Consider the following 23,133-nt stretch of genomic DNA (forward strand, 5'->3'; position numbering starts at 1 on the left):
TGTTCTAATACGCCCGCCCGCCAAGCATCGATTTTCTTGTTCTAAGGGACCGCTACCGTATTAGAACTCGAGACCTTGTATCAGTACTGAATAAAAATCTCCCGGGAGAAGAACTTATGGCCTTCTCCCGGGAGATTTTTTGTAATTACAGATCAGGATTCGCTTTCCGGCTCTTCAACAATGAGTGAAGCTTCGCCGGGGGCTAGTACTTCGAGTATGCGATTGAGGTCATCAATGTCCGCAAAATCGATTGTCATTGATCCCTTATTTTGACCAAAGCGCACTTTGACCTTCGTTTCGAAGCGGTCAGATAGATGGCCGGCCAGGGTGTTGAGCTCAGCCTGATAACGGCCGGCCCGGCGGCGCGTCCGCGGTTTTTTCTCCTGCTTATCAATTCCCATCGCCACGATTTCTTCCACCTGGCGAACGGATAGATTCTCGGCCACAATCCTTTGTGCCAAAATCTCCATATCAGCGGGATCTGCTAGGCCTAGCAATGCTCGTGCATGCCCAGCGGAAAGAACACCTGCCGCTACCCTCTTCTGGACTAGTGCTGGTAGACGCAAAAGCCGCAGGGTGTTCGTAATAACCGGCCGCGACTTTGATATCTTCCGCGATAGCTCTTCCTGAGTCCATCCGAAATCCTCGATGAGCTGCTGGTACGCAGCCGCCTCTTCCAATGGATTAAGTTGTACACGATGCAAATTCTCAAGAAGCGCATCCCGCAGCAGATCATCTTCCTGTGTGCGCCTAACAATTGCAGGAATCGAATCTAAGCCCGCTTTCTGCGATGCGCGCCAGCGCCGCTCCCCCATAATGAGTTCATAACGGGCAGCTGGATTATCTTCCAAAGGCTCTGTAAGCGGGCGAACCACGATTGGCTGCAAGACTCCAACTTGAGAAATAGAGTCTGCTAATTCCTCTAGTTCCTCTTCATCGAAGTACTGCCGGGGCTGGGCTCTATTAGCAACAATCTGTTCGAGCGGAATCTCCGCGAAAGTTGCACCAGGAACCGGAACCAGATCGTCCGAATCAACGTCCTTATCTACTCCCAGGCCTGGTTCTCGATCCGTAGTAACAGGACCCGTTGCGCCTTTATCAGCTACTTGATTGGAAGAGACCTCCTCCGGCAAAGTGGTTTCCTCGACATCAAGCTTTGCCTCCTCCACTGGAGTCTGTTTCTTGGGTTTAGCAGATACCCTAGTTTTTTGCTTAATTGCGTCCTGTGTTTCTACGGGTGCCTCATTCGCGACTTTGGTCGTAGCTTTAGCAGAAAGCTTCGGCCCCTTTGGTGCTGCCTTCCTGGCAGAAGCTTTATTTTCGGAGCTAGTCTTTGGTGTCGTTGATTCTGTTTCAGTCCGCGCGGTCGGGGAGTCATCCCGCAATGAGGCTGTTCCAACTACTTCCTTCGAAGGTGGCAATGTTTCACGTGAAACATTTCCCTCCCCCGGAGCCTGTTTAGTCTGAGCTTCTCCTTTGTCTACTGCTTTTGGTGCATGTGGTGTTCCACCGAAGAAAACATCGATTGGGCTATTAGTTGCTTCTTTTTGCGATTCTGGGATAAGCGCGCCGAGCCCGGCGCCTAGACCACGTCGTTTCTGTTTAGCCATCTCTCCTAATCAGCTCTCTCAGTAATCTCGTGCGCCGCGCTCGTGTATGCGATTGCCGCAGATGATCTCTCGTCATATGTAACCACGGTTTGACCAAAGGAAGGTGACTCCGCTGCTGTCACATTTCGTGGTATTTCTGTATCAAGTGTTTGCTTCGGGAAGTATTCGCGCACATTTTGTGCCACATCTTGCGAAAGTCGGGTGCGGCCGTCATACATGGTAATGAGGATTGTGCTGATGCGTAGATCTGGATTTGCTGAAGACCGTGCCATTTCGATAGTTTCGCGCAGTTGTGCCAGACCTTCCAGGGCGTAATACTCTGCCTGCACCGGAATCAAAACCTCCCCGGCAGCAACAAGGGCGTTCAGTGGGATTAACCCCATAGAAGGTGGGCAGTCAATAAACACATAGTCATAGTGAAGCCCTTGAGATTCGGCGTATTTGAGATACTCCTGCAATACATCGCTGAGCCTAGTTAGTCGATCTGGTTCTGCCGCAATTTGCATATCAAGGGCGGATAATTCGATCGTTGCTGGCACCACCTTGAGCCGGGACAGTTTGTCGTTTTGCTTGACGATGTCCTTGAGCGAAATCTTGCCCATCAGCGCGTGGTACAAGGAATTACCGCGTGTTTCCGGCGCGCATCCTAGGGCGGTAGACGCATTCCCCTGCGGGTCGGCATCTATTACTAAAACATTGAGGCCAGCTTTTGCCATGGCCGCCGCAAGATTTGTAACAGAAGTAGTTTTTCCAACTCCACCCTTCTGATTCGCGACGGCAATAATTCGGGTCTGCTTCGGTCTCTTCCAATTATCTTCCGTAGCACTCTCCAAACGGGCCATATCCCGAGCAAGAGCTGCCCCTACAGGAGTGTCGTCACCTGACCAACCGTCCCAAAATGCGTGTTTACCATTTTGCTCTGAAGACACACGAACCTTCTTCCTCGGATCACTCATGAGCACCTCCCTGGCCTTCCCTAAGTCTATCGACGCCCAACGACACTCAAGCACAGACATTCCTGAGTCAATCCCACATATAAGGGACGGCACAGCTTTTACATACCTGCCTCACATCTTCCCTTCACCACAGTACGGATTTCCAGGAGGGTTTCAACTCGACGTCCGGGACTTTCCACAGGTACTTTACGAAATAGGACGCAAAGAAATCTGTTGCTAGGACTATGGTGTTATTCGTGAGCGCGGACAAAACCAAGATACTTGACCAATAGTAGTCTGACGAAATGTTTCACGTGAAACATTCCTGATGAGATATGACTTCCAGCCTCCCGTATCTTGCGCTCGGAAGCAGAATAGATAGCTCCGACCAGTTCAACTTCCCGCTGCTCGTTTAGCCATTCCCGTTCCCTCTCGGACGTTTTCGCGCGAAGATTATATAAGGAAGCGTTTTTGGATAACAGGTAGTTCATTAGAGTGACGAAATGTTTCACGTGAAACATTTCGAATCGCGTGAGGTTAAGGCACCTAAGAGTGTTCACATTACACAGAGCAGCTCGAATCGAGCGCGTCGCGTGCAGATACGGTTCACTCTGGGCTTCCTAATGTTTCACGTGAAACATTCAGAGGCCCAGAGTGATTGATTCCCAATTATCCATTCGCTACGAAAACAGCTACTTCTTCGCCACTTCAAGAATACGAGTTACTTCCTGGGTGCCGAAAGGCTTGCGATCATATATATCAGCCCAGGCGGCTCCCTCTTTTTTCAGCTGAGGAATCGCCTCTCGAATTTCTTGTTCGGCTTTCTTACCCTTCAAGGCAAGTAGTGAGCCTCCCGGTTTAACCAGCGGTAGCGTGATTCGTGTGAGTTTCTTTAATGCCGCCACCGCACGCGCAGTCACAATGTCATAAGTTTGTTTCCCATGAAGATCTTCAGCTCGGCACGCTTTAACGCGAACATTATCTAGAGCCAACTCCGCCGTGACAAACTGCAGCCATTCCACACGGCGCTCCATTGATTCGACGAGCACTACATTACAGTCGGGACGTTGAATCGCGAGAACTATGCCGGGAAAACCTGCACCTGATCCCACATCAGCAACGCTCGCCTTATTAGGGATAAATTCATCGAGGACGGTCGAGTTTAGAATATGACGTTCCCAGAGTCTTTCGAGTTCGCGAGGTCCGATTAGCCCACGCTTCTCCCCTTCTTCTTCGAGTAATCCAGCAAAGGCCAACAATCGCAACCAAGCTTCATCACCAAAGTGTTCTAATCCTCCTTCTGGAGGAACTTCAACCGAGTTCGCACTCGGTCTATCGTCATGCTGTGATCTAGTTTCATTCCTTGCCGCGGGACCGTCACCGAAGGGATCCGCACGTGCGCGAATCTGGGTTTTCGATTCTCCCGATTCATTCTCTTCTCCGCTGTCGGCATTTTTTTCCGGATCAAAATCTTCGGTCTTCACGCCGTGACCTTTCCGTATGGTTGCATTTTCTGATAGAGCATCGGGCAGAAACGGAGCACATACGCAACTTCGAAACATCCCTATGATGAGTCTAGGGGTTATTCATTACCGTGGTGAGTTTATTTTTATGAAGATCCGGAACTTTCCGATTCCCGGCTCCCAAGTAGTTTTACAGACTAACAACCGCTTGTTACGGATTATCAAACGCTTGTTACCGGCTATCAACCGTTTACTACGGGCACTTGCCAAATAACGGCCAAGTTATTGCCGACCGGCAACTAGTTGTTCCCGGCTAGGACAGCTTTAGATTTCCTTAGGTCCGCCCAATGTTTCACGTGAAACATTCCCAACATTAAGGCGGGACCAAATTTGCTCTAGAACCGCACTTTCGTCGCGAACATGCGCGCAAAGGTTTATCAAGGCATGCTTCCTAGCCGCAGAGATGCCTACATGAATTCGGCCGTGTAGCGATTTTCTCGCGAAAACTTACCTATTCATCCACGAAGCTGCCGAATGAACAAGTAAATTGCGGATGCTCGGACATCGGATCGCTTCCTATTCGCCTCGCGTCGTCGCAAGTACAGCCGCGCAACACAGGAATCAACCCGCAAAACAAAGACCTGCCCAGATATAAGTTCGCAGCTCCCGCGAAACATATCCTAGTTATATCTTTTCGCGGGAGGCTCTCACTAAATTCGTCTCCGTCTATTCCGGATAACTGTGCAGTGCTTCGATAGCGTTGCTGAAAGCTACGTACCGTAGTTGCCCACTTATTTACACACAGTCGCTTGGCGCATTCTCGTTTAGGTGCGCGCTCGAGTTTTACTATCTACTTTTTAGCGCCAAATACCTCTTTTTTAGCGCCGAATACCACCCTTTAGTGCCGAATACTGCCCTAAAGCGCCAAAAACCGCCCTTTAGCGCCAAACACCGCACTAAAGTGCCAAATATGGCCCTTTAGTGCCGAACGCTGCTTTTTAGTGTTGGATGCTGCTTTCAGCGCGTGATTTTGCTCGTATGCTTAGTCGGCGCTTTCTGCACTGGCGGCACTATCTTCGTGCTCGTCGTAGTCGTCATATTCGTCATCATCTTCATCCGAGACGATCTCATATTCGCCGTATTCATCATCAGCAGGCTTGATAACGACGTGGCGGTGCGAACCGTATCCTTCAGAATCTGAGAGAAGTCCGGCTGCCGCAACGGCGTCGTGAACCACTTTGCGTTCGAAGGGGTTCATCGGGTCGAGTTCAATCTCGTCACCGGTATCGATTACTTCTTGGATAGCTTGTTCCGCAAGCTCCGAAACCTTCTCGCGCCGCTCCTGCCGATATCCAGCAATATCAACCATGAGGCGGGAGCGTTCCCCGGTTTGTTGCTGCACGGCCAACCGGGTCAAACTCTGCAGAGCATTCACACCCTCGCCATGCTTACCAATGAGCCGGCGCAGCCGCGAATCCGCTTCCCCCTCGGTAACAATAGCTACCGTTGCCCGGTCCCGATCCACGGAAATCTCAATATCGCCATCCAAATCGGCAATATCAAGCAGTTCCTCCAGATAGTCTGCGGCTAAATCGCCTTCCTTATCTAGATTCGGTTCCTTCGCAGGTACTTCACTCATTGTCTTACCTTTCTTCGGTCTATATTCCGCGATAGTTCTCGTTAAATTTTACTTCTATATCGACGCCGGATTCTCGCGCTACGTGCTACTACCGGTGTATCTCATACATGTTTGGCACCGATTATCTTTCGGTCCCAATCGTCCGTTACTCCCAAACACCGACTCGGCACTCCCGAAACGGCACGCATTCGTGCCTGCATTCCGCGCCAGCTTACGCACCTGCGCCGCCCCGGGGCAAAGAAACTTCCAGACCGTAGTGTCCGTAGCGCAAGATCCCGCAATGCACGGCCGCGGAGCCGCGAACAGTCCCGCCACTGGCACGGGCTAGGCACTGCCAAGAGTCCCACCACCGAAACCGCCACTTACTTCCACCACTGCCATTATTACTATCTGGCCCAGTCTAGAAAGCCATCGCTTCTTATCGGCGGCTTAGCGGCGCCGCTTCTTCCGCTTCGACTTAGCGCGGGCACGTTCGGCTTGCCGGCGTTCGTAGCGCTTGCGCGCCCGCTCTTCGTCCGTCAGTCCGTCCTTGCCGCGAACTTCTCCATCACTTTCGGCGTTATCCGCGTCTGCCGAGGCAGATTCTTCAAGTGCAGCGTCTTCCGTTTCCCCGCCTTCTTCGGTTTCCAGACCTCCGGCGGCAAAGCGATCGGTAACGCCCGCCTTCTTCGCGCGCGCCTTACTCATCGGCTGTTTGCGCTGCCCGCCGGCCGCGCTCTTCTGCTCCAATTCTTCGATTTCTTCTTCCGAAAGTCCCTCTTCCTTGAGGCCCTTGCGGCGCCGTGCGCGTGCCAAACGTTCTTCGCGCTGGCGATAAGCTTTCGAACCTGGGGTCGGGTTATTGCGAATAAACCAAGCTTGCTGGCCCATGTTCCACAGGTTGCCTGCGCACCAATAAATCAGCACGCCCACCGGGAAGGCATAACCGGAGAACACGTAAATGAGCGGCATACCGTACAGCATGTACTTCTGCATCCGCAGCGCCGGGTTGCCTTCGTCTTCGCCTTCTTTATGCTCCGGCATATTCTTCGTTAGCAACTGGCGTTGGGTCCAGAACATGGAAAGGCACATTACTACCACGAGAATCCCGGCCACTACTCGAATGGTTACCGGCGAATATCCCGGGGCTTTGTTTGCCATCGCGAAGGAGGCAGACATTGGCGCGCCGAAGAAAGTCGAATTCAAGAAATCATCAGCAAGGCTGGCATCCAGCGGCCCAATTGCGGCATGCTCGCCCGATGCAATCATCGGGAACTTGTATAGCACACGGAATAGAGAGAACAGGATCGGCATTTGTACGAGCATCGGCCAACAGGAAGCCATTGGCGATACCCCGTGCTTGCGGTATAGGGCCTGAATCTCTTCCGCCTGCCGCTGCTGGGAGATCGTATCCTTCTTGTTCTTGTATTTCTCCCGGATCTTCATCATTTTTGGTTGCAAGATCTGGGTAGATCGGCTTGCCTTAATCTGCCGGTTGTACAGAGGAAGAATGACCAGTCGTACCACGACCGTCAAACCGATAATGGAAAGCACCCAGGCTGGGCCGGACCCGTCGGCCATTCCAATTGCAACAAGTCCCTTATGAATCCCGTAGAGGACCCACGAGATAACCCACATGAATGGGCTAAGGATTGTATCCACGCGTTATCTCCTAGCGTTCTGCCCGTTCCGCCTGCGCGGATAAATCGGCATCTTCCTTCTTATAAAGCTCGATGAGTTCATCGTGATCGAGCGGCCGGCGCGGCCACTCACCTTTAGCTGGTACCCGATCTACGCCGCCCTTAGTGAAAGGGTTGCACCGTAGCAGGCGCCAGATACTTAAGAGTGTACCCTTTAACGCTCCGTGTACTTGCAAGCACTCTATAGCGTAGGCACTACAAGTGGGGGCATAGCGGCAACGCGGCGGATTAGCGGCTGAAATATTGCGCTGATACCACCTTATAACGCGGATGAGTGCGCGCCCTATTGCCCCGTTCATTAGTTTCGCCTCGTTCTTTGCCCGGTTTGTTGCTTCCGGGCACGGTGGAGTGCGCGGTCAAAATCTGCGGTGAGCTGCGCATACGTGCTGCCATTTGCGGCGGGAAAGGCGCGTACGACGACGCATTCGCCGTCGTTCAGTTCCCCCAGCTTCTCTCGCACTATGTGCCGTAGTTGACGCGTAAGGCGATGGCGTACAACTGAGTTCCCAACCTTTTTAGATACCGCAAAACCGACCCGCACAGGGTGAGGGCCGGTTATCTCATCTGCGGCGTGATTCTCCCCGATTGCTACTTGCAACCGGCGAGAATTCCCGCGTACTCCCGAAAATGCCGCTGCGAAATCTTCCGATCTCCGCATACGGTGATCGGAGCTCAGCATTTAAGCGGTTAGCCTGGCGCGGCCCTTACGACGGCGGGCCGCAATAACGGCGCGGCCGGCGCGGGTACGCATACGCTTGCGGAAACCGTGAACCTTGGAACGGTGACGGTTATTCGGCTGGAACGTCCGCTTTGTACTCACGGTGATCCTCCCAAATCTGACGGCGAGCTTTACCCCGGCGGGGCCCTGTTATCTCAGAAAATCTGAGCACTCTCGAGAGCATCGCCGCGTCAAAGTTCGCATGAAACTTACAATGCGCATAGTTACACCTATGCACGGACTAATCGACTTTACGTGTTATTTGCCCTTCTGGTCAATGATTTCGGTCCCGCGGTGACCGTGATCTCACAGAGATCTAACGGCTTGGCGGCGCGGTTCCTTTACCGCAATTCACCACCCACGCTTACCGCGTTTCACTTTCTTGAGATTTTCCAATACTGCGGCTCGCCGCAAAATTCCGCTCCGCGCATCTCACTTTTTTCTGTGTGCACAGATGTGGATTGCGCGCAGACGCCGATCTTTCGGCGTCGTTTACGCAAACGCAAACTAAAACACACGCATGTAATTTCCACAGGTGTGGACAGACCTGTGGATAACTCACTCGCAGATTCGCGCGGAATGACCTACCATGAATCCACAGAAACCGGGCCCAGCTCGCGTAAATCTGCGCAAAGTCCTGTATTTACGCCGTTTTGAGAGGGGTGGAAACTTTCGGGAAGTTATCCACAGGTCCTAGTATGAGGGCCGCTAGCCGTGGATAAAATCCTCCAAGGATCCGCTCGCCTTACTGCGGTGGGCGCCCTGTTTCACAGTTTTCGCATCCCGCGGCAACTGGCGTGCAACCTGCTTGTAACACGCTTGCAACTGGCTTGTAACTAGCGTGCAAGTAGCTGGTATTTAGCTCGTGCGTTGCCCGTGTGCTTTCGTAGCACCACAGGTGCCGTCGAAAAATCCGCGGGTGCCTGATTTATCGTCCACGCATTCGTACACCGTAGATAAGGGGAAAGGAACTGATGTCAGATTCGAATCCTGCCCAAGATGCTTGGCTTGCCGCCATGGAGCTATTAAGGGCCGAGGATGCTCTTTCCGATTCCCAGGCTGCCTTTGTGCGGATGGCTCGCCCTCTGGCCATGGCAGACGAAATCTTCATGATCACAGTCGGCTCCGATTTTGTGAAGAACTGGATTGAAGAGCATGTCTCCGCAGCCATGACGGAAAAGCTTTCGGCCATCCTCGGCCGGCAGGTGAGAATCGTCATTTCCGTAGACCCTTCGATTAACGAGACGCCGTTACCCTCCCGCACACCGACCGGTATGGCAAGTGTCACTGACGTTTCCACCCGGGGGATTTCTCGTCCCGCTACCAATACCGGAGCGGTAAATACGGGCAGCACGGGCGGCACGGGTAGCGCGGGTAGCGCGGGCAGCACGATCGGCGCAGGAAGTCCTAGTAGTTCTGCCCCGCAGGCTTCGCCGCTCTCTCCGGTCGCCAATATTTCTCCTGTTTCTGCTGGTAGTGCCGGTAATTCTGGAGCGGACACCGCGGGCACATTTGCCACTGCGAGTTCTGCGGCCGGCGCGAGTTCTGCGGCCGGCGCGAGTGCCGCTTCTACCGCTGCGCCAGAATATTTGACCGGCAGCTCCGCGGTAGCTTCTGCTTCTGCACCTTCCGCGGCCGCCGCCTCGAACCGCCCGGTTTCGGGTCTTCGTTCCGAAGCTCCGGGAAATGTTCCTGCTGGCGCGCGCCCAAACGTTCCTGCGGATGTTTCTTCCAAACTTCCTTCCCGGGTGCCCACGGCAAGCTCCCTGAGTTCTGCACCTTCCACTTTTTCCGCTCCGGGTGTGGCTCGCGATGCCGGCGCTCCGGGCGTCGTGCCCGCTACCGAGGCTACTGCTCCGCTTAGCGACGACGCCGCACCGACCCCCGCACCCGCCCCAGAATTTGCGGCCGATCCGGGCACTAACCAGCTCACTCTTGACCGAGCGATGCGTCCGGCACATAAATCAACTTGGGAACCGCCGGCCGAACCAACCTCATATGTGGATTTGATTGCGGCCCGCGGGCATTTGGATAATGCACCGGCGGCTACCAGTGGGCAGGGCAATTCGCGTTTCCAATACGGTGGTTATCCGGCTGAAGAGGAAACGGTGGCGGCCGCACTCAATGCGACTGCGGCGGCAAGTTCCACCCGTACCAGCCCGGATGAGGCGCAAGATCCGAGTTTTGCGGCCCGCGCCCATAAAGCCGGCCTCAATCCGAAATATACTTTCGACAATTTTGTGATTGGGGATTCGAACCGTTTTCCTTCCGCAACTTCCTTGGCGGTGGCCGAATCTCCCGGCACGAGTTACAACCCGCTGTTCTTGTACTCAGATTCCGGGATGGGAAAAACCCATCTCATGCACGCCATTGGAAATTATGCTTTGGCGCTCTATCCGGAAATCGCGGTACGTTATATCTCGGCAGAAGAATTCACGAATGCTTTCATCAATGCTTTGCGCGATAACAAGCAAAGCGAATTTAAAGATACTTTCCGAAATGTAGACGTGCTACTCATTGATGATATTCAGTTCATTGGCGGCCGCGAATCTACCGTGGAAGAGTTCTTCCATACTTTTAACGCTTTGACGAACCAAAACAAGCAGATCGTTATTACTTCAGATGTGGCACCGAATCTACTCAACGGGTTTGGGGAACGTATGCTTTCTCGGTTTAATTCCGGAGTTGTAGCTTCGATTGATCGCCCGAATCTGGAAACGCGCGTGGCAATTTTGGAGAAGAAAGCCCATGCGGATCAGATTGATGTGCCGCGGGACGTGCAAGAATATATTGCCACGAACATGACTACAAATATTCGCGAAATGGAAGGGGCCTTGCGCCGCGTCACCGCTTTCGCAGATCTTTCCAAACAGCCGGTTTCCTTGACGCTGGCAGAAATGGTGCTCAAGGATCTGATCTCTGATCCAGAATCGGTGCAGATCCAACCGTCGATGATTATGGCGCAAACCGCAAACTATTTCCGGGTTTCGATAGACGACCTAACCAGCGCGGATCGTTCCCGCCTGCCTACCACAGCCCGGCAAATCGCCATGTATCTGTGCCGCGAACTCACCGATCTTTCCCTGCCAAAAATCGGTGCTATCTTCGGCGGCCGCGACCACACCACGGTCATGCATGCCTGCCGCAAAATCGACAAACAAATCGCCGAGCAACAAAGTACCTACAACCAGGTCTCTGAACTCTCGGTCCGCATCAAACAGGAAGCCACCGGCCACAATTCCTAAGAACTTCCGCCGTGTTCTCTAGCTACACACTGCTGTTACCTGTAGCTAGAGATCGCTGATTCCTGTAGCTAAAGCTTGCTGCTTCCATATTTTCTTGTAGTGCACGCCGCGCCATAGCCATATTCGGCTCCTGCGCGGCGCTTTTCCGAGCGCTTATCAACCTTTTACCGGTTTACTGGTTGTGTGACTTGGCTACCGTTTTACTGGTTGTGTTTCGTTCCGAGGTTCGACGTCGTACCTCTACTTCCCGGGTAAGGTAGCGTAACGTTACTCTCCGCGCCGAATGCTGCGTACCTAATGCGTACCTAAATCGCTTGCGCACCGTTTTACCCACGCAGCTCGTGGCCGGCCGGGCTGCCAAAAACTAGACCGCCAGTTAACAGAAAAACACACCCGCAACTAACAGAATAAGCCCGCCCTACTACTAACACGCCCCGCTAAATTTTCATAAAAAACTGGGCGCGATTCGTATTTACCGCCCAGTTTCTTTCCACATCGGGTGTTGAAGGGCTGTGGAAGGTAGCAGGTTTTAAGGTGATGAATGCACATAGGATTGTGGATACTTTTCTGGCGATTCTAGCCAATCCACAGCAAGCGATTATTTTCCACAGTGAATTCAACAGCTATCTCACCATAGCTTTTGGCTTGATCCCGCGGGTTCGAACACTTATCCACAAGATCCACAGCCCCTATTACTACTACCAACCTTTTAAAACCCGCGAATTACAAGATCATCGCCGAGGCGCTACCGCTTTTCGTCCGCGCCCTCGCGGAGTGTGATTCAGTCCGAAGCGGATCTGCCGCAACCAGCTGCACGTGCCGCGCTCCTCGCGAAGTGTGGTTCAGTGCTACTCCCGGGTTGCAAGTCTGATATTCGCGTAGAGTAGGACCTGAAATATGCCGTTTGAGGTGTTTTCTACCTCCATCGTGGGTGATTTCCCCGGCCTTTTCTCGTAGGCTGGTGCAGTTGTCCATCCAGTTAGTGGTCAGGGCGGCGCAGTACCTAATGGTTAGGGCAGCGCGGTCGCTTAGCCACCGGTAACCGCCGGGTGGTCACCTGTAGCCACCGGGTAGTCACCACACAAAGTGGTCAGTAGGCACTTCCGGGTGCCGGAAAGGGAAGAATCGTGAAGTTACGGATTGAGCGCGATGTCTTTGCAGAAGCCGTTACCTGGACGGCACGTACCATCCCTACCCGGCCTTCCTTACCAATTCTCTCTGGCATTAAGATTGAAGCCTTGGAAGATGGTCAACTCGCTCTTTCTTCCTATGATCCAGATATTTCTGCACACGCAGTAATCGAAGCCGCGGTAGATCAGCCCGGTGAAATCTTGGTATCTGGCCGTCTGCTTGCCGATTATTTGCGGGCTTTGCCCAATAAGCCGGTTGCGCTGGAAACCCAAGGCGCGAAACTTGATCTCACCTGCGGGGCTTCCCGCATGTCGATGACTTCCATGCCCCTGGAGGATTATCCGGACGCTCCGGAATTGGAAGGCACGAGCGGCACCATCAATGGCGCTGCCTGGCAGCAAGCGGTAAGCCAAGCCGTCACGGCTGCTTCCACAGACGATACTTTGCCGCTCCTGGTTTCCGTCTGCATCGAAATCCACGGTAGCGATATTTCCCTAATGGCTACCGATCGGTACCGTCTCGCGGTAGCAAAGGTCAACTGGGAGCCCGCAGATCCGGAAATTGAAGCCCGGATTTTGGTGCGTGCCTCCCGCCTTTCAGATATCGCGCGTTCTTTGGGTACCGCCGGTGACGTCACCATGACGATCGACAATTCTGGCCGCACCGGCGCCATCGGTTTCGCCGCGGCCGGCCGCAAGAGCATTGCGCGCCTTATCGACGGCGAATACCCGCAAGTTCTCGCCCTCTTCCCGGACGAAGTTGCCGGTTATGCCGTCATCAACCGCGCGGAAATGCTCGACGCCATCAAACGTGCCCGGCTCGTAGTGGAAAAGAACGCGGCCGTGCGCCTCGAGTTCTCGGAAGGCCAAGTGGTGCTCGACGCCGGCCAAAATGACAACGCCCAAACTTCGGAAGCTTTGCAAGTAGCGCTACATGGAGAGCCGATAACCATGGCTTTCAACCCGTCTTTCCTGCAAGATGGGCTTTCGGCTCTTACCACCGATTATTTGCGGCTTTCCTACACCCATCCCACCAAACCGGCAGTCCTTACCGGCCAAGCGGAACCCGAAGGGGAAGATTCCCAAGATTTCCGCCTCCTCCTCATGCCGATTCGGACGTATTCTGCGTAAATGTATATTTCCGATATCGCCCTGGCCGATTTTCGGAACTACGAACGTGAAGTGGTGAGCTTTAGCCCGGGAATAAACATTTTGACCGGGAAAAACGGCCAGGGGAAAACAAATCTCGTGGAAGCCGTTGCCTACCTCGCGACCCTCGGTAGCCACCGCGTGAGTAGCGATAACGCGCTGGTGCGGCAAAGTGCGAACGCCGCCGTCATTCAAGCACGTACCTATCGCGGCACCTCCCCCACCACCGTGCAAGTTGAAATCTATGCGGGCCGGGCCAACCGGGCCCGCATTAACCGCGCGCCGGCCAAACCCGCCGATATCGTCGGTATCGTGCGCTGCGTCCTCTTCGCGCCGGAAGACCTGGGAATTATCCGCGCCGAACCAGCTATCCGCCGCGCTTTCCTGGACGATCTCATGATTCAGCTACGGCCGCGGATGGCCGGCGTACGTGCGGAATACAATAAAGTTCTGCAACAGCGGGCCGCCCTCCTGCGTTCCTTGAGTAGCGCGGCAAAACAAGGGCAAAACGTTTCCCTCGAAAATCCAGTCCTCGATATTTTCGACGCCCAACTAGCTAAACTTGGCGGAGAAATCACGGCCGCCCGCGCCGAAATTGTGCGCCAACTCCGGCCTTTCGTTGCCGAATATTACAACCTCGTCTCCGGCACCCAATCCGGCGCCCGCATCGACTACAAAGCTAGCGCCAACCGCGGTTTCTTCTCCCTGCCCGGGCCGGAAAGAATCAGTGCCGAACCCGAACTTGCCGCCGCGATTACCAATAACGACGCCGAACTTGCCCAGCCCGCTCAGGCCACGCAACGCTTGCAACAACTCCTGCAAGAACGCCGTGCCCAAGAAATTGAACGCGGGCAAAACCTGGTTGGTCCGCAGCGTGACGATCTCCAACTGTCTTTAGGCCAGTTGCCCGCCAAAGGCTATGCCAGCCACGGCGAATCGTGGAGTTATGCGCTTGCCTTGCGGCTGGCGGAATGGCAAGTTCTGCGGGCCGATGATTCGGGAGAATGGTCTGGGGACGGCGAACCGATTCTGATTCTCGATGATGTTTTTGCCGAACTGGACGGCCACCGCCGCCGCCGGCTTGCGGAACTGGTCGCCAGCGCCGGCCAAGTAATGATTACGGCCGCCGTCGGTGACGATCTACCAGCTACCCTGCAAGGGAAAACCTTCCGCATCCACGCCGGCCGCGTCCACCCCGAATCGGAAATTGAAACTAACTCAGCACCGGTAACCAACCGAGCGGCAGCAAGGAGCGAAGGCATACGGAGCGAAGGCACACGCAGCGAAGGCACACGCAGCGAAGGCACACGCAGCGAAGGCGGCGAATAGAAAATGACCACGAATCGGAAAGTGGAGGCGGCGAAGATCAAAGCCGCGCAGGAGAACGGCGATATTTTGGCCCTGCGCGCTTTGGATCGGGTGCGTGAAGATGCTTTCCGCCGCGGCAAAATTCGTACTCGCCGGCCCAGTGCCGGTTACGCGGCGCAAAAACTCGCGGATGAGCTAAATGATGCCAAGCCGCTGGGCGCGGAAGTTTTTACGCCGAGCCCGGGCGTGGATGCCGGTTCCGGTGCGCGCCCTTCTTGGCGAGATCCGAAGCCTTTACGCGTGATTCTGGAACGCACAATTTTGGATCGCGGCTGGGGAACCCGCCTCAATGTGGCCTCCGTGGAACGGCGCTGGCCGCAAATCGTGGGCGAAAACGTGGCCCGCAATGCGTGGGTGGAAAGCTTCGACGAAGATACCGGAACCCTTACGATTCGCACCTCTTCGACGTCGTGGGCAACCCAAATGCGCGCTTTGCTGGCCACTTTAGCCAGCCGGTTAGATGCCGAACTCGGCCCGGAAATAGTTAAAAATATCGAGGTACGCGGCCCGCAACAACGCAATTGGCGCCACGGCCGCTATTCAGTTCCCGGCCGCGGCCCGCGCGATACTTACGGATAGCCGCGCGCCAGGAAACCCGTACTATCGCGCGCAAAACCCGGGCCAAAACAATTGCAAGTAAAACCTAGGAGGCTCTCATGTTGGAGATCAGCAGCGCCGAGTTTGACGAAGCGGTTGCAGACGCAATTGACCTGCTCCCGCAGCATTTCCTTGATACCCTGCCCAATGTGGTCTTCCTAGTGGAAGAAGAACCGGCCCCCGAAATGCTCGTGGGGGAAGAAGCGTACGACGCCGAAGGAAAGCCCGCTCTGCTAGGAATGTACGACGGCGTAGCACTAACGGATCGGTATGGCGATTCTGCCGGGCTATTGCCGGATCGGATCTATATTTTCCGCGGGCCTTTGCAACGCTGGTGTAATACTCGTGAAGAACTGGTAGAACAAATTAGGGTCACGATTGTGCATGAGGTCGGGCACTTCTACGGGCTTGATGATGATCAGCTCCACGCACTTGGGTGGGAGTAAACGGGTTGAAATGCACATGTCATCCCAGAAAACCACTCCAAAATGCGCTAGAATAGAAGCTAGTCCTATTCGGGTAGGGTTCCCCCGCTAGAGGTCTTCGCCCGCGAGGGGTCCATTTCTGGCGTTTTGGAAAATAACGTTCAGGATATTCTTCGGCGAAATAAGTGGATGTTAAACCGAGCCTGCTGCATTGTGCATTGCTTGCATATTGTGGCGGGCGGGTCGTGGTGTGCGTAGCGCGCCGCAGATACATCCTCGCACCGCGGCGGGAACCTACCGATCAAGAGCCAAGGAGTTTCCGCGAGTGTCGGATACGAAGAGTAATGATCCACAGGAATCTGCCGCACCGGCCGTATCTCATGCCGGTACTACAGAATCCCATACCGGTACTACTGATGCGCCCACACCGGCTGCCGAAACGCAACCGCAGGCACATGTCCATCACGTAGGCGAGGTATCAAAAGACCAATCCTATGACGCCTCGAATATTACGGTGCTGGAAGGATTGGAAGCGGTACGCAAACGGCCCGGTATGTACGTGGGGTCTACCGGATCTCGCGGCCTGCATCACCTCGTCTACGAAGTGGTCGATAATTCCGTGGACGAAGCACTCGCTGGCTTCTGCGATCACATAGAAATTACTTTGCGGGCCGATGGCGGCGTGAGCGTTTGCGATAACGGGCGCGGCATTCCCGTAGACGATCACCCCACCGAACACCGGCCGGCAGTAGAAGTTGTAATGACGGTCTTGCACGCCGGCGGTAAATTCGGCCAGGGCGGCTATGCCGTTTCCGGTGGTCTGCACGGCGTCGGCGTCTCCGTCGTCAACGCCCTTTCCACCCGCATGGAAACCGTAATCAAACGTGACGGTTACGTATGGCGCATAAGCTTCGCGAACGGGGTACCCACCGGGCCGCTCACGCGCGGGGAAGAAACCACCGAAACCGGCACCAAACAAACCTTCTGGCCCAATGGCGATATCTTCGAAACCACCGAATTCGATTTCGAAGTGCTCAGCAAACGCTTCCACCAGATGGCTTTCCTCAACAAAAACCTGCGCATCACCCTGATTGATGAACGCGAAGGAATCACCGTGGAAGGTGACGAAGTAACCGGGGAAAGCGGCGCGGAAGAAGCCGCCGGTACCGAAGCCACCCCCGAACGGCGTCACGTTACTTACAAATACGCGGGCGGGCTGATTGACTACGTCAAATTCCTCAACGGCATGAAGAAGGCCGAACTGGTCAATGAGGAAATTATCTATTTCGAAACGGAAGACGAAGAACGCCAGATCGAACTGGAAGTGGCCATGCAATGGACTTCGGCTTACACCGAATCCGTGCACACTTTCGCCAATACGATCAACACCACGGAAGGTGGTACCCACGAAGAAGGTTTCCGTTCCGCCCTCACCTCGGTGATAAACAAGTACGCGCGGGATAAGAACCTTTTGCGTGATAGAGATCCGAACCTTTCCGGTGAGGACGTACGCGAAGGCCTTACCGCGGTGATCTCCGTAAAAATTGGCGACCCGCAGTTCGAAGGGCAAACCAAAACCAAACTGGGCAATACTGAGGCCCGCACTTTCGTGCAACAGCAGGCTTATAAGAACCTTTCGGACTGGCTCGATTCCCATCCCAGCGAAGCGCGCGATATCGTTCGCAAAGCCACGCAGGCTTATGCGGCCCGCGCAGCCGCGCGTAAAGCCCGGGAAGCAACCCGCCGCAAGTCCGTGCTGGAATCGGCTTCCATGCCCGGCAAACTTAAGGATTGCACTTCCAATAAACCCGAAGAATGCGAAATCTTTATCGTAGAGGGTGATTCGGCTGGCGGTTCAGCCGTCAACGGGCGCGATCCGAAACACCAGGCGATTATGCCAATCCGCGGCAAGATCCTGAACGTAGAAAAAGCCCGCCTGGATCGAGCGCTTTCCTCCGATACAATCCAGGGCCTGATCACCGCTTTCGGTACGGGTATCGGTGACGAATTCGATATAGATAAGCTCCGCTACCATAAGATCATTTTCATGGCCGACGCCGATGTGGATGGCTCTCATATCGCCACTTTGCTGCTAACTCTGGTCTACCGGTACATGCGGCCCCTGATTGAGGCCGGCCACGTATTCCTGGCCATGCCGCCGCTGTACCGCATCAAGTGGACCAACCACCCGCACTCCTACGTTTTCACCGACCAAGAGCGCGATGAAGAACTCGCGAAAGGCAAAGAAAACGGGTGGCGCTTGCCCAAGGAAGAATCCCAACGCATCCAGCGCTACAAGGGCCTGGGCGAAATGAACGCGGAAGAGCTGTGGGATACCACGATGAACCCCGAAAATCGCACCCTCAAACGGGTGGAAATCGGGGAAGCCGCCGCCACGGATGAAACATTCTCCGTCCTCATGGGCGAAGACGTCGAATCGCGGCGCGCGTTCATCCAGCGCAATGCACGTGATGTGCGCTTCCTGGATATTTAGCCGCCGCGCCAGCCGCGCAATACCAGCCCTAAAGCAGTAGCACCCATACCCAAGAGCAACATGAGAAGGTAAAAAGCAGTGACGGAAATGACGCCGGGCGATCAGTCCGAAGTGTACAACCACGGCGAAATCATGGACGTGGATCTCCAACGCGAAATGGAGACCTCATACCTGGATTACGCGATGTCTGTGATCGTGGGGCGCGCCTTGCCAGACGTGCGAGACGGCATGAAACCCGTGCATCGGCGCGTTGTCTACGCCATGTACGACGGCGGTTACCGCCCGGATTCGAGTTTCTCCAAGTCCGCAAAAATCGTTGGCGATGTAATGGGGCATTACCACCCGCACGGTGACTCCGCCATTTACGACACCATGGTTCGCCTCGCCCAACCGTGGGCAATGCGCTACCCGCTGGTAGCCGGCCAAGGTAACTTCGGAACGCCCGGGGATCTGGGTGCCGCTGCCCCGCGTTACACCGAAGCGCGCATGGCCCCGCTCGCCATGGAAATGGTGCGGGACATCAAAGAAGACACCGTCGATTTCATGCCGAACTACGACGGCTCCCTACAAGAACCGGCAGTACTCCCCGCCCGCTTCCCGAACCTTCTAGTGAACGGATCGGAAGGGATCGCGGTAGGCATGGCCACCCGCATCCCGCCGCATAACCTGCGCGAAGTCAATGATGGCGTGCAGTGGTACCTCGCCCACCCGGAAGCGAGCCGGGAAGAACTACTGGGCGAACTCATGCTGCGGATCAAGGGCCCCGATTTCCCCACCGGCGCACAAATTCTGGGCACCCGCGGAATCGAAGACACCTACCGTACCGGCCGCGGCTCGATCACCATGCGAGCAATCGTAGAAGTAGAAGAAATCAACGGCCGCACCTGCCTGGTTATCTCCGACCTTCCCTACCAAGTCAACCCGGACCGCTTGCTCGACCGCATGGTCGAAGCAATTAAAGACGGCCGGATTAGCGGAGTTGCCGATATCCGCGATGAAACCTCCGGCCGTGCGGGCCAACGCATCGTCGTCGTCCTCAAACGCGACGCCGTAGCCAAGGTAGTGCTCAATAATCTCTATAAGCACACCCAGCTCCAAACCAGCTTCCCGGCAAATATGCTCGCCCTGGTAGACGGCGTACCGCGCACGCTTTCCCTGGACGGCTTCGTGCGCCACTGGGTAAACCACCAGATGGAAGTAATCCAGCGCCGCACCCAATACCGGCTCAATGAAGCCCTGAAACGGATGCATATCCTCGAGGGATATCTGAAGGCCCTGGATGCTCTAGACGAAGTTATCCAGCTGATTCGCCGTTCCGCAACCGTAGACATCGCACGCGCCGAACTCATGGCTTTCCTCGATATTGATGAAGCCCAAGCCAATGCGATCCTAGAAATGCAGTTGCGCCGCCTGGCCGCCCTGGAACGCCAAAAGATCACGGACGAATACAACGAAAAGAAGGCGCTCGTAGCCGATTACCGCGATATTATCGCCAAGCCGGAACGCCAGCGCACAATCATTTCCGAAGAACTCCAAGAAATCGTTGATAAATACGGAGATGAGCGGCGTACCGCCATTCTTCCCTACGACGGCGATGTGTCCGTCGAAGATCTCATTCCGGAAGAAGACGTCGTCGTAACCATTACCCGCGGCGGCTATGCGAAACGGACCAAGGTAACCGAATACCGCTCCCAGCACCGCGGCGGCAAAGGCATCCGCGGCGCAAGCCTGCGCGAAGATGACGTAGTCGAACACTTCGGCGTAGGATCCACACACGATTGGCATTTGTTCTTCACAAACTTTGGGCGCGTGTACCGGATCAAGGGATACGAAATTCCGGAAGGTAGCCGGGACGCGAAAGGCCAACACGTGGCCAACCTGGTGGCCTTCGAACCCGAAGAACAAATCGCAGCCGTACGTTCCATCCCGAACTACGAAATCGCTGACTACTTGGTGATTGCCACGAAATCCGGGTTAGTGAAGAAAACTCGGCTCACCGATTACGATTCTCCGCGCTCTTCCGGCCTCATCGCGATCAAACTGCGCGAACTAGAAGCAGGCGTAACAGACGAAGTAGTAGCGGTGACCTTCGCGAACGACGGCGATGATCTCTTCCTCGTTTCCAAGCAAGGCATGTGCTTGCGGTTCACCGTCACGCCGGAAAGCTTGCGCCCAATGGGCCGGGCCACCAGCGGCGTGATGGGAATGCGTTTCCGGGAAGGTGACTACCTGCTTTCCATGGATACCGTGCGGCCCGAATCGGACGTGTTCACCGTAACCACCGGCGGATTTGCCAAACGTACCCAGATTGAGGAATACCGGGTGCAAGGCCGCGGCGGGCTTGGAATTAAGGTAGCGAACCTGCCAGAAAACCGTGGCGATCTGGTAGACGCCCTCGTCACCCAAGGTGATGAAGAAGTGCTCGTGATCATGGCCTCCGGCAAGGTAATGCGTACCACCGTGGGTGAGGTTTCCATCACCGGCCGCAACACCCAAGGTGTCACTTTCGTCCGCCCCGATGAAGGCGATGAAATCATTGCAATAGCCCGCAATATCGAAGACGAAATGGAAGAAGACGAAGAAGCCGAGGCAGCTGAAGAAGCGGCGGTTGCGACCGAAGAAACAGCGGTTGTGACCGAAGAACCGGAGGCAACAGCCGAAGAAGCAGCTGCTGGCGAAGGCACAGATGAAGGCACAGGTGAAGGCGCAGGTGAAGCTGGTGAAAGTCGCGATGAATAAAAGTAGCGGCGCTGCAGGCGAAGCTGAAAATGATATAGCTAACAATGATGGTATTACGGGCGTCTAAAACTAATTTCGCGGGCGCCGCGCGGGACATCCGGGGCTTTTGCGCGGTACTCTCTATTGACGGGATACTTTTCAGATAAGGAGAAGGCCGAACAGGTATCGGCCAAGCGGGGAGAACTATGAGCGAACATACTCGTCAAGGAAAAACGCCACCGCCGTCTGTGCCGCCGCAGCGCGGGAACGGGAAAACCGCAGCCGCTCCGGCACGGGTATCCGTGACCGCGCGCACCCCGGTAGCAGACCAAAACACGCCGGCCACTCCAGGTGCCTTGCCAGCCGGCGCGCGCCAACACGGGGCCGGCGGGCAAGGGCAAGCACGCCCCGCCGGGCGGGGACGCGGCAACGGGCGAGGCCGCAACCAGCCAGATGCCCGGCCCGCGCAAACCGTAGGAATCCGGCGCATTCGGATGACGATCTCAAAAATTGAGCCGCTTTCCGCGATGAAACTCGGATTCCTCCTGTCATTTGCCTTCGGTATCGTTCTCATTATTGCGATGGCCTTGGTGTGGCTGGTACTTGACGGTATGCACGTGTGGTCTTCCCTCAACGATTTCCTGCTTACCCTAAACTCGAAAGAACTCTTGCAGTTCGCCCAATACCTCGAGTTTGGCAGGTGGATGAGCTTCGCCGTGATCATCGCCATTATTGATATTGCGCTCCTCACGGCCCTTTCAGCCATAGGCGCGCTCATCTACAACCTGTGCGCGGCACTCGTTGGCGGGCTACGGCTCACCGTTACCGACGAATAAAACCGCGCCAAACCCCGCATAAACAACAAAGCACCCGCTAATACACCGCGGACGTGTGCTTACCTAGGCACACATCAGCACGGTAGTAGAAATGTTACGGAACGCACGATGCGCGAAGTTTGGTTTCTGCTCATCCTGATGTAAACTAATCCAGTCCGCAAAGGTGTAAGGGCGTATAGCTCAGTTGGTTAGAGCGCAGTCCTGATAAGACTGAGGTCGGTGGTTCGAGTCCACCTACGCCCACGAAAGCGAGGAGGGGAAATGAAACGTTTTCTCCTCTTTTCTTTTGTGCTAATTGGCGGATATGTAGCCGCGGTGGAATTACAAAAACACCTGCAGGTTTACGCACACTGGCAAAAGATCCCAGATCCAAGCTAGGATGCAACAGACACATAACTTCATACGGGGCTGTGGCGCAGCTGGTAGCGCATCTGCTTTGCAAGCAGAGGGTCAGGGGTTCGAGTCCCCTCAGCTCCACCACCAGGACGCTCATTTTGATACAAAATGGGCGTCTTTTTGGTTTTCTCTCTTGTGAAGCGGCTAGCTGGTGAATACGATGTATTCAAGTGGAGGGGTTAGGGAGGAACGTTATGGCCACGATGACTGTTCGAATGAACGAGGAGGATGCGGAACTAGTGCGCAGGTTCGCACAGTTCGAGGGCGTCACGATTTCCGACTTTGCTCGTAATGCGATCTTGGAGAAAATTGAGGACGTCTACGATCTTCAAGAGTTACGTGAGGCAATTGCTCAAGATTCTGGTGAACGATTCAGCATTGACGACGTCGTGTCTGAGCTTTCATGACGGATTCGCGGAGCGTTGCGTGGCGTGTTGAGCTTACTGCGCGTGCCCGCAAACAATTGAAGAAGATGGATCGGTTCGATGCGAGGATTCTTGCAACCTGGATTAAGAACAACCTCGATGGATGCGCTGATCCGCGTGCCTTCGGCAAAGGGTTGACCGCTAATCGCTCGGGAGAGTGGCGTTACCGCGTTGGCTCGTATCGAATCCTTGCACTCATCCACGACGACATCATCACGATTGAAGTCTTCTCAATAGGTCGAAGAGACACGATCTACAACCGTTAAACAACCTCTCAATCAGGGAAGGTTGGGTGCTAACGCAGGT

19 protein-coding genes and 2 tRNA genes are annotated in these 23,133 nt (G+C 54.9%); 13 read left to right on the forward strand and 8 right to left on the reverse strand.

Translation table 11 applies throughout. The features are described 5' to 3' along the window. Positions 1–152: 152 nt before the first annotated feature. The 8 genes from BLT47_RS01475 to rpmH form a co-directional block, all read right to left on the reverse strand. Complete coding sequence (locus BLT47_RS01475; protein WP_074660959.1) at positions 153–1,610, reverse strand: ParB/RepB/Spo0J family partition protein; 1,458 nt, start codon at positions 1,608–1,610, stop codon at positions 153–155. 5 nt (positions 1,611–1,615) lie between these two features. Beyond that, a complete protein-coding gene (locus tag BLT47_RS01480; protein WP_074661156.1) occupies positions 1,616–2,566 on the reverse strand; it encodes a ParA family protein in 951 nt (316 codons plus the stop codon). Positions 2,567–3,237: 671 nt separating this feature from the next. Beyond that, entirely contained in the window at positions 3,238–4,029 is a 792-nt protein-coding gene (gene rsmG, locus BLT47_RS01490) for a 16S rRNA (guanine(527)-N(7))-methyltransferase RsmG (protein ID WP_256332494.1), read from the reverse strand. Between the two features lie 1,021 nt (positions 4,030–5,050). Next, positions 5,051–5,647 carry a Jag family protein gene (locus BLT47_RS01495; protein WP_049619684.1) on the reverse strand — a complete coding sequence of 199 codons (597 nt, stop codon included), beginning with the start codon at positions 5,645–5,647 and terminating at the stop codon, positions 5,051–5,053. 429 nt (positions 5,648–6,076) lie between these two features. After that, a complete protein-coding gene (gene yidC / locus BLT47_RS01500) occupies positions 6,077–7,288 on the reverse strand; it encodes a membrane protein insertase YidC (protein WP_074660963.1) in 1,212 nt (403 codons plus the stop codon). Between the two features lie 10 nt (positions 7,289–7,298). Further along, a complete protein-coding gene (yidD, locus tag BLT47_RS01505; protein ID WP_049619686.1) occupies positions 7,299–7,625 on the reverse strand; it encodes a membrane protein insertion efficiency factor YidD in 327 nt (108 codons plus the stop codon). Further along, the gene (gene rnpA / locus BLT47_RS01510; RefSeq protein ID WP_074660965.1) at positions 7,625–8,005 is read right to left on the reverse strand and encodes a ribonuclease P protein component; all 381 of its coding nucleotides are present in this window, start codon (positions 8,003–8,005) and stop codon (positions 7,625–7,627) included. Before rnpA ends, yidD begins: the two co-directional genes overlap by 1 nt. Continuing rightward, positions 8,006–8,146, reverse strand: a complete 141-nt coding sequence (gene rpmH, locus BLT47_RS01515) for a 50S ribosomal protein L34 (protein WP_074660967.1) — start codon at positions 8,144–8,146, stop codon at positions 8,006–8,008. 872 nt (positions 8,147–9,018) lie between these two features. On the opposite strand from rpmH, the gene dnaA reads away from it, so the two are divergent. The 13 genes from dnaA to BLT47_RS01580 all read left to right on the forward strand — a co-directional run bounded on the left by dnaA (position 9,019) and on the right by BLT47_RS01580 (position 23,093). Next, entirely contained in the window at positions 9,019–11,289 is a 2,271-nt protein-coding gene (dnaA, locus tag BLT47_RS01520; protein WP_074660969.1) for a chromosomal replication initiator protein DnaA, read from the forward strand. Between the two features lie 534 nt (positions 11,290–11,823). Beyond that, entirely contained in the window at positions 11,824–12,069 is a 246-nt protein-coding gene (locus tag BLT47_RS01525; protein ID WP_143021733.1) for a hypothetical protein, read from the forward strand. A 347-nt stretch (positions 12,070–12,416) separates the two neighbouring features. Further along, positions 12,417–13,550: a DNA polymerase III subunit beta gene (dnaN, locus tag BLT47_RS01530; RefSeq protein ID WP_065419409.1), complete on the forward strand. Its 1,134-nt coding sequence runs from the start codon at positions 12,417–12,419 to the stop codon at positions 13,548–13,550. Continuing rightward, positions 13,551–14,897: a DNA replication/repair protein RecF gene (gene recF, locus BLT47_RS01535; RefSeq protein WP_074660974.1), complete on the forward strand. Its 1,347-nt coding sequence runs from the start codon at positions 13,551–13,553 to the stop codon at positions 14,895–14,897. Positions 14,898–14,900: 3 nt separating this feature from the next. Then, complete coding sequence (locus BLT47_RS01540) at positions 14,901–15,515, forward strand: DciA family protein (protein ID WP_049619688.1); 615 nt, start codon at positions 14,901–14,903, stop codon at positions 15,513–15,515. Positions 15,516–15,592: 77 nt separating this feature from the next. After that, a complete protein-coding gene (locus tag BLT47_RS01545; protein WP_049619689.1) occupies positions 15,593–15,979 on the forward strand; it encodes a metallopeptidase family protein in 387 nt (128 codons plus the stop codon). A gap of 493 nt (positions 15,980–16,472) precedes the next feature. Beyond that, positions 16,473–18,452: a DNA topoisomerase (ATP-hydrolyzing) subunit B gene (gene gyrB / locus BLT47_RS01550; protein ID WP_407706094.1), complete on the forward strand. Its 1,980-nt coding sequence runs from the start codon at positions 16,473–16,475 to the stop codon at positions 18,450–18,452. Between the two features lie 87 nt (positions 18,453–18,539). Next, complete coding sequence (gyrA, locus tag BLT47_RS01555) at positions 18,540–21,191, forward strand: DNA gyrase subunit A (protein WP_074661161.1); 2,652 nt, start codon at positions 18,540–18,542, stop codon at positions 21,189–21,191. A gap of 185 nt (positions 21,192–21,376) precedes the next feature. Further along, positions 21,377–22,006 carry a DUF3566 domain-containing protein gene (locus BLT47_RS09480; RefSeq protein WP_244924481.1) on the forward strand — a complete coding sequence of 210 codons (630 nt, stop codon included), beginning with the start codon at positions 21,377–21,379 and terminating at the stop codon, positions 22,004–22,006. A gap of 169 nt (positions 22,007–22,175) precedes the next feature. Next, a tRNA-Ile gene (locus tag BLT47_RS01565) sits at positions 22,176–22,249 on the forward strand. A gap of 161 nt (positions 22,250–22,410) precedes the next feature. After that, a tRNA-Ala gene (locus tag BLT47_RS01570) sits at positions 22,411–22,486 on the forward strand. A gap of 119 nt (positions 22,487–22,605) precedes the next feature. After that, positions 22,606–22,809, forward strand: coding sequence for a type II toxin-antitoxin system RelB family antitoxin (relB, locus tag BLT47_RS01575; protein WP_255306673.1), 204 nt, complete (start codon positions 22,606–22,608; stop codon positions 22,807–22,809). Continuing rightward, positions 22,806–23,093: a type II toxin-antitoxin system RelE family toxin gene (locus BLT47_RS01580; protein WP_049619691.1), complete on the forward strand. Its 288-nt coding sequence runs from the start codon at positions 22,806–22,808 to the stop codon at positions 23,091–23,093. Before relB ends, BLT47_RS01580 begins: the two co-directional genes overlap by 4 nt. Positions 23,094–23,133 lie beyond the last annotated feature (40 nt).

The sequence above is a fragment of the Actinobaculum suis genome (assembly GCF_900102025.1).
GTDB classification, from domain to species: domain Bacteria; phylum Actinomycetota; class Actinomycetes; order Actinomycetales; family Actinomycetaceae; genus Actinobaculum; species Actinobaculum suis.

Excerpts from the sequence above, each read along its gene's own strand:
- rnpA (WP_074660965.1), bottom strand. The coding sequence starts at position 8,005 with ATGCTGAGCTCCGATCACCGTATGCGGAGATCGGAAGATTTCGCAGCG.
- BLT47_RS01540 (WP_049619688.1), top strand. The coding sequence starts at position 14,901 with ATGACCACGAATCGGAAAGTGGAGGCGGCGAAGATCAAAGCCGCGCAG.
- recF (WP_074660974.1), top strand. The coding sequence starts at position 13,551 with ATGTATATTTCCGATATCGCCCTGGCCGATTTTCGGAACTACGAACGT.
- BLT47_RS01480 (WP_074661156.1), bottom strand. The coding sequence starts at position 2,566 with ATGAGTGATCCGAGGAAGAAGGTTCGTGTGTCTTCAGAGCAAAATGGT.
- BLT47_RS01580 (WP_049619691.1), top strand. The coding sequence starts at position 22,806 with ATGACGGATTCGCGGAGCGTTGCGTGGCGTGTTGAGCTTACTGCGCGT.
- BLT47_RS01495 (WP_049619684.1), bottom strand. The coding sequence starts at position 5,647 with ATGAGTGAAGTACCTGCGAAGGAACCGAATCTAGATAAGGAAGGCGAT.
- relB (WP_255306673.1), top strand. The coding sequence starts at position 22,606 with ATGACTGTTCGAATGAACGAGGAGGATGCGGAACTAGTGCGCAGGTTC.
- BLT47_RS09480 (WP_244924481.1), top strand. The coding sequence starts at position 21,377 with ATGAGCGAACATACTCGTCAAGGAAAAACGCCACCGCCGTCTGTGCCG.
- yidD (WP_049619686.1), bottom strand. The coding sequence starts at position 7,625 with ATGAACGGGGCAATAGGGCGCGCACTCATCCGCGTTATAAGGTGGTAT.
- BLT47_RS01475 (WP_074660959.1), bottom strand. The coding sequence starts at position 1,610 with ATGGCTAAACAGAAACGACGTGGTCTAGGCGCCGGGCTCGGCGCGCTT.
- BLT47_RS01545 (WP_049619689.1), top strand. The coding sequence starts at position 15,593 with ATGTTGGAGATCAGCAGCGCCGAGTTTGACGAAGCGGTTGCAGACGCA.
- gyrA (WP_074661161.1), top strand. The coding sequence starts at position 18,540 with ATGACGCCGGGCGATCAGTCCGAAGTGTACAACCACGGCGAAATCATG.
- dnaA (WP_074660969.1), top strand. The coding sequence starts at position 9,019 with ATGTCAGATTCGAATCCTGCCCAAGATGCTTGGCTTGCCGCCATGGAG.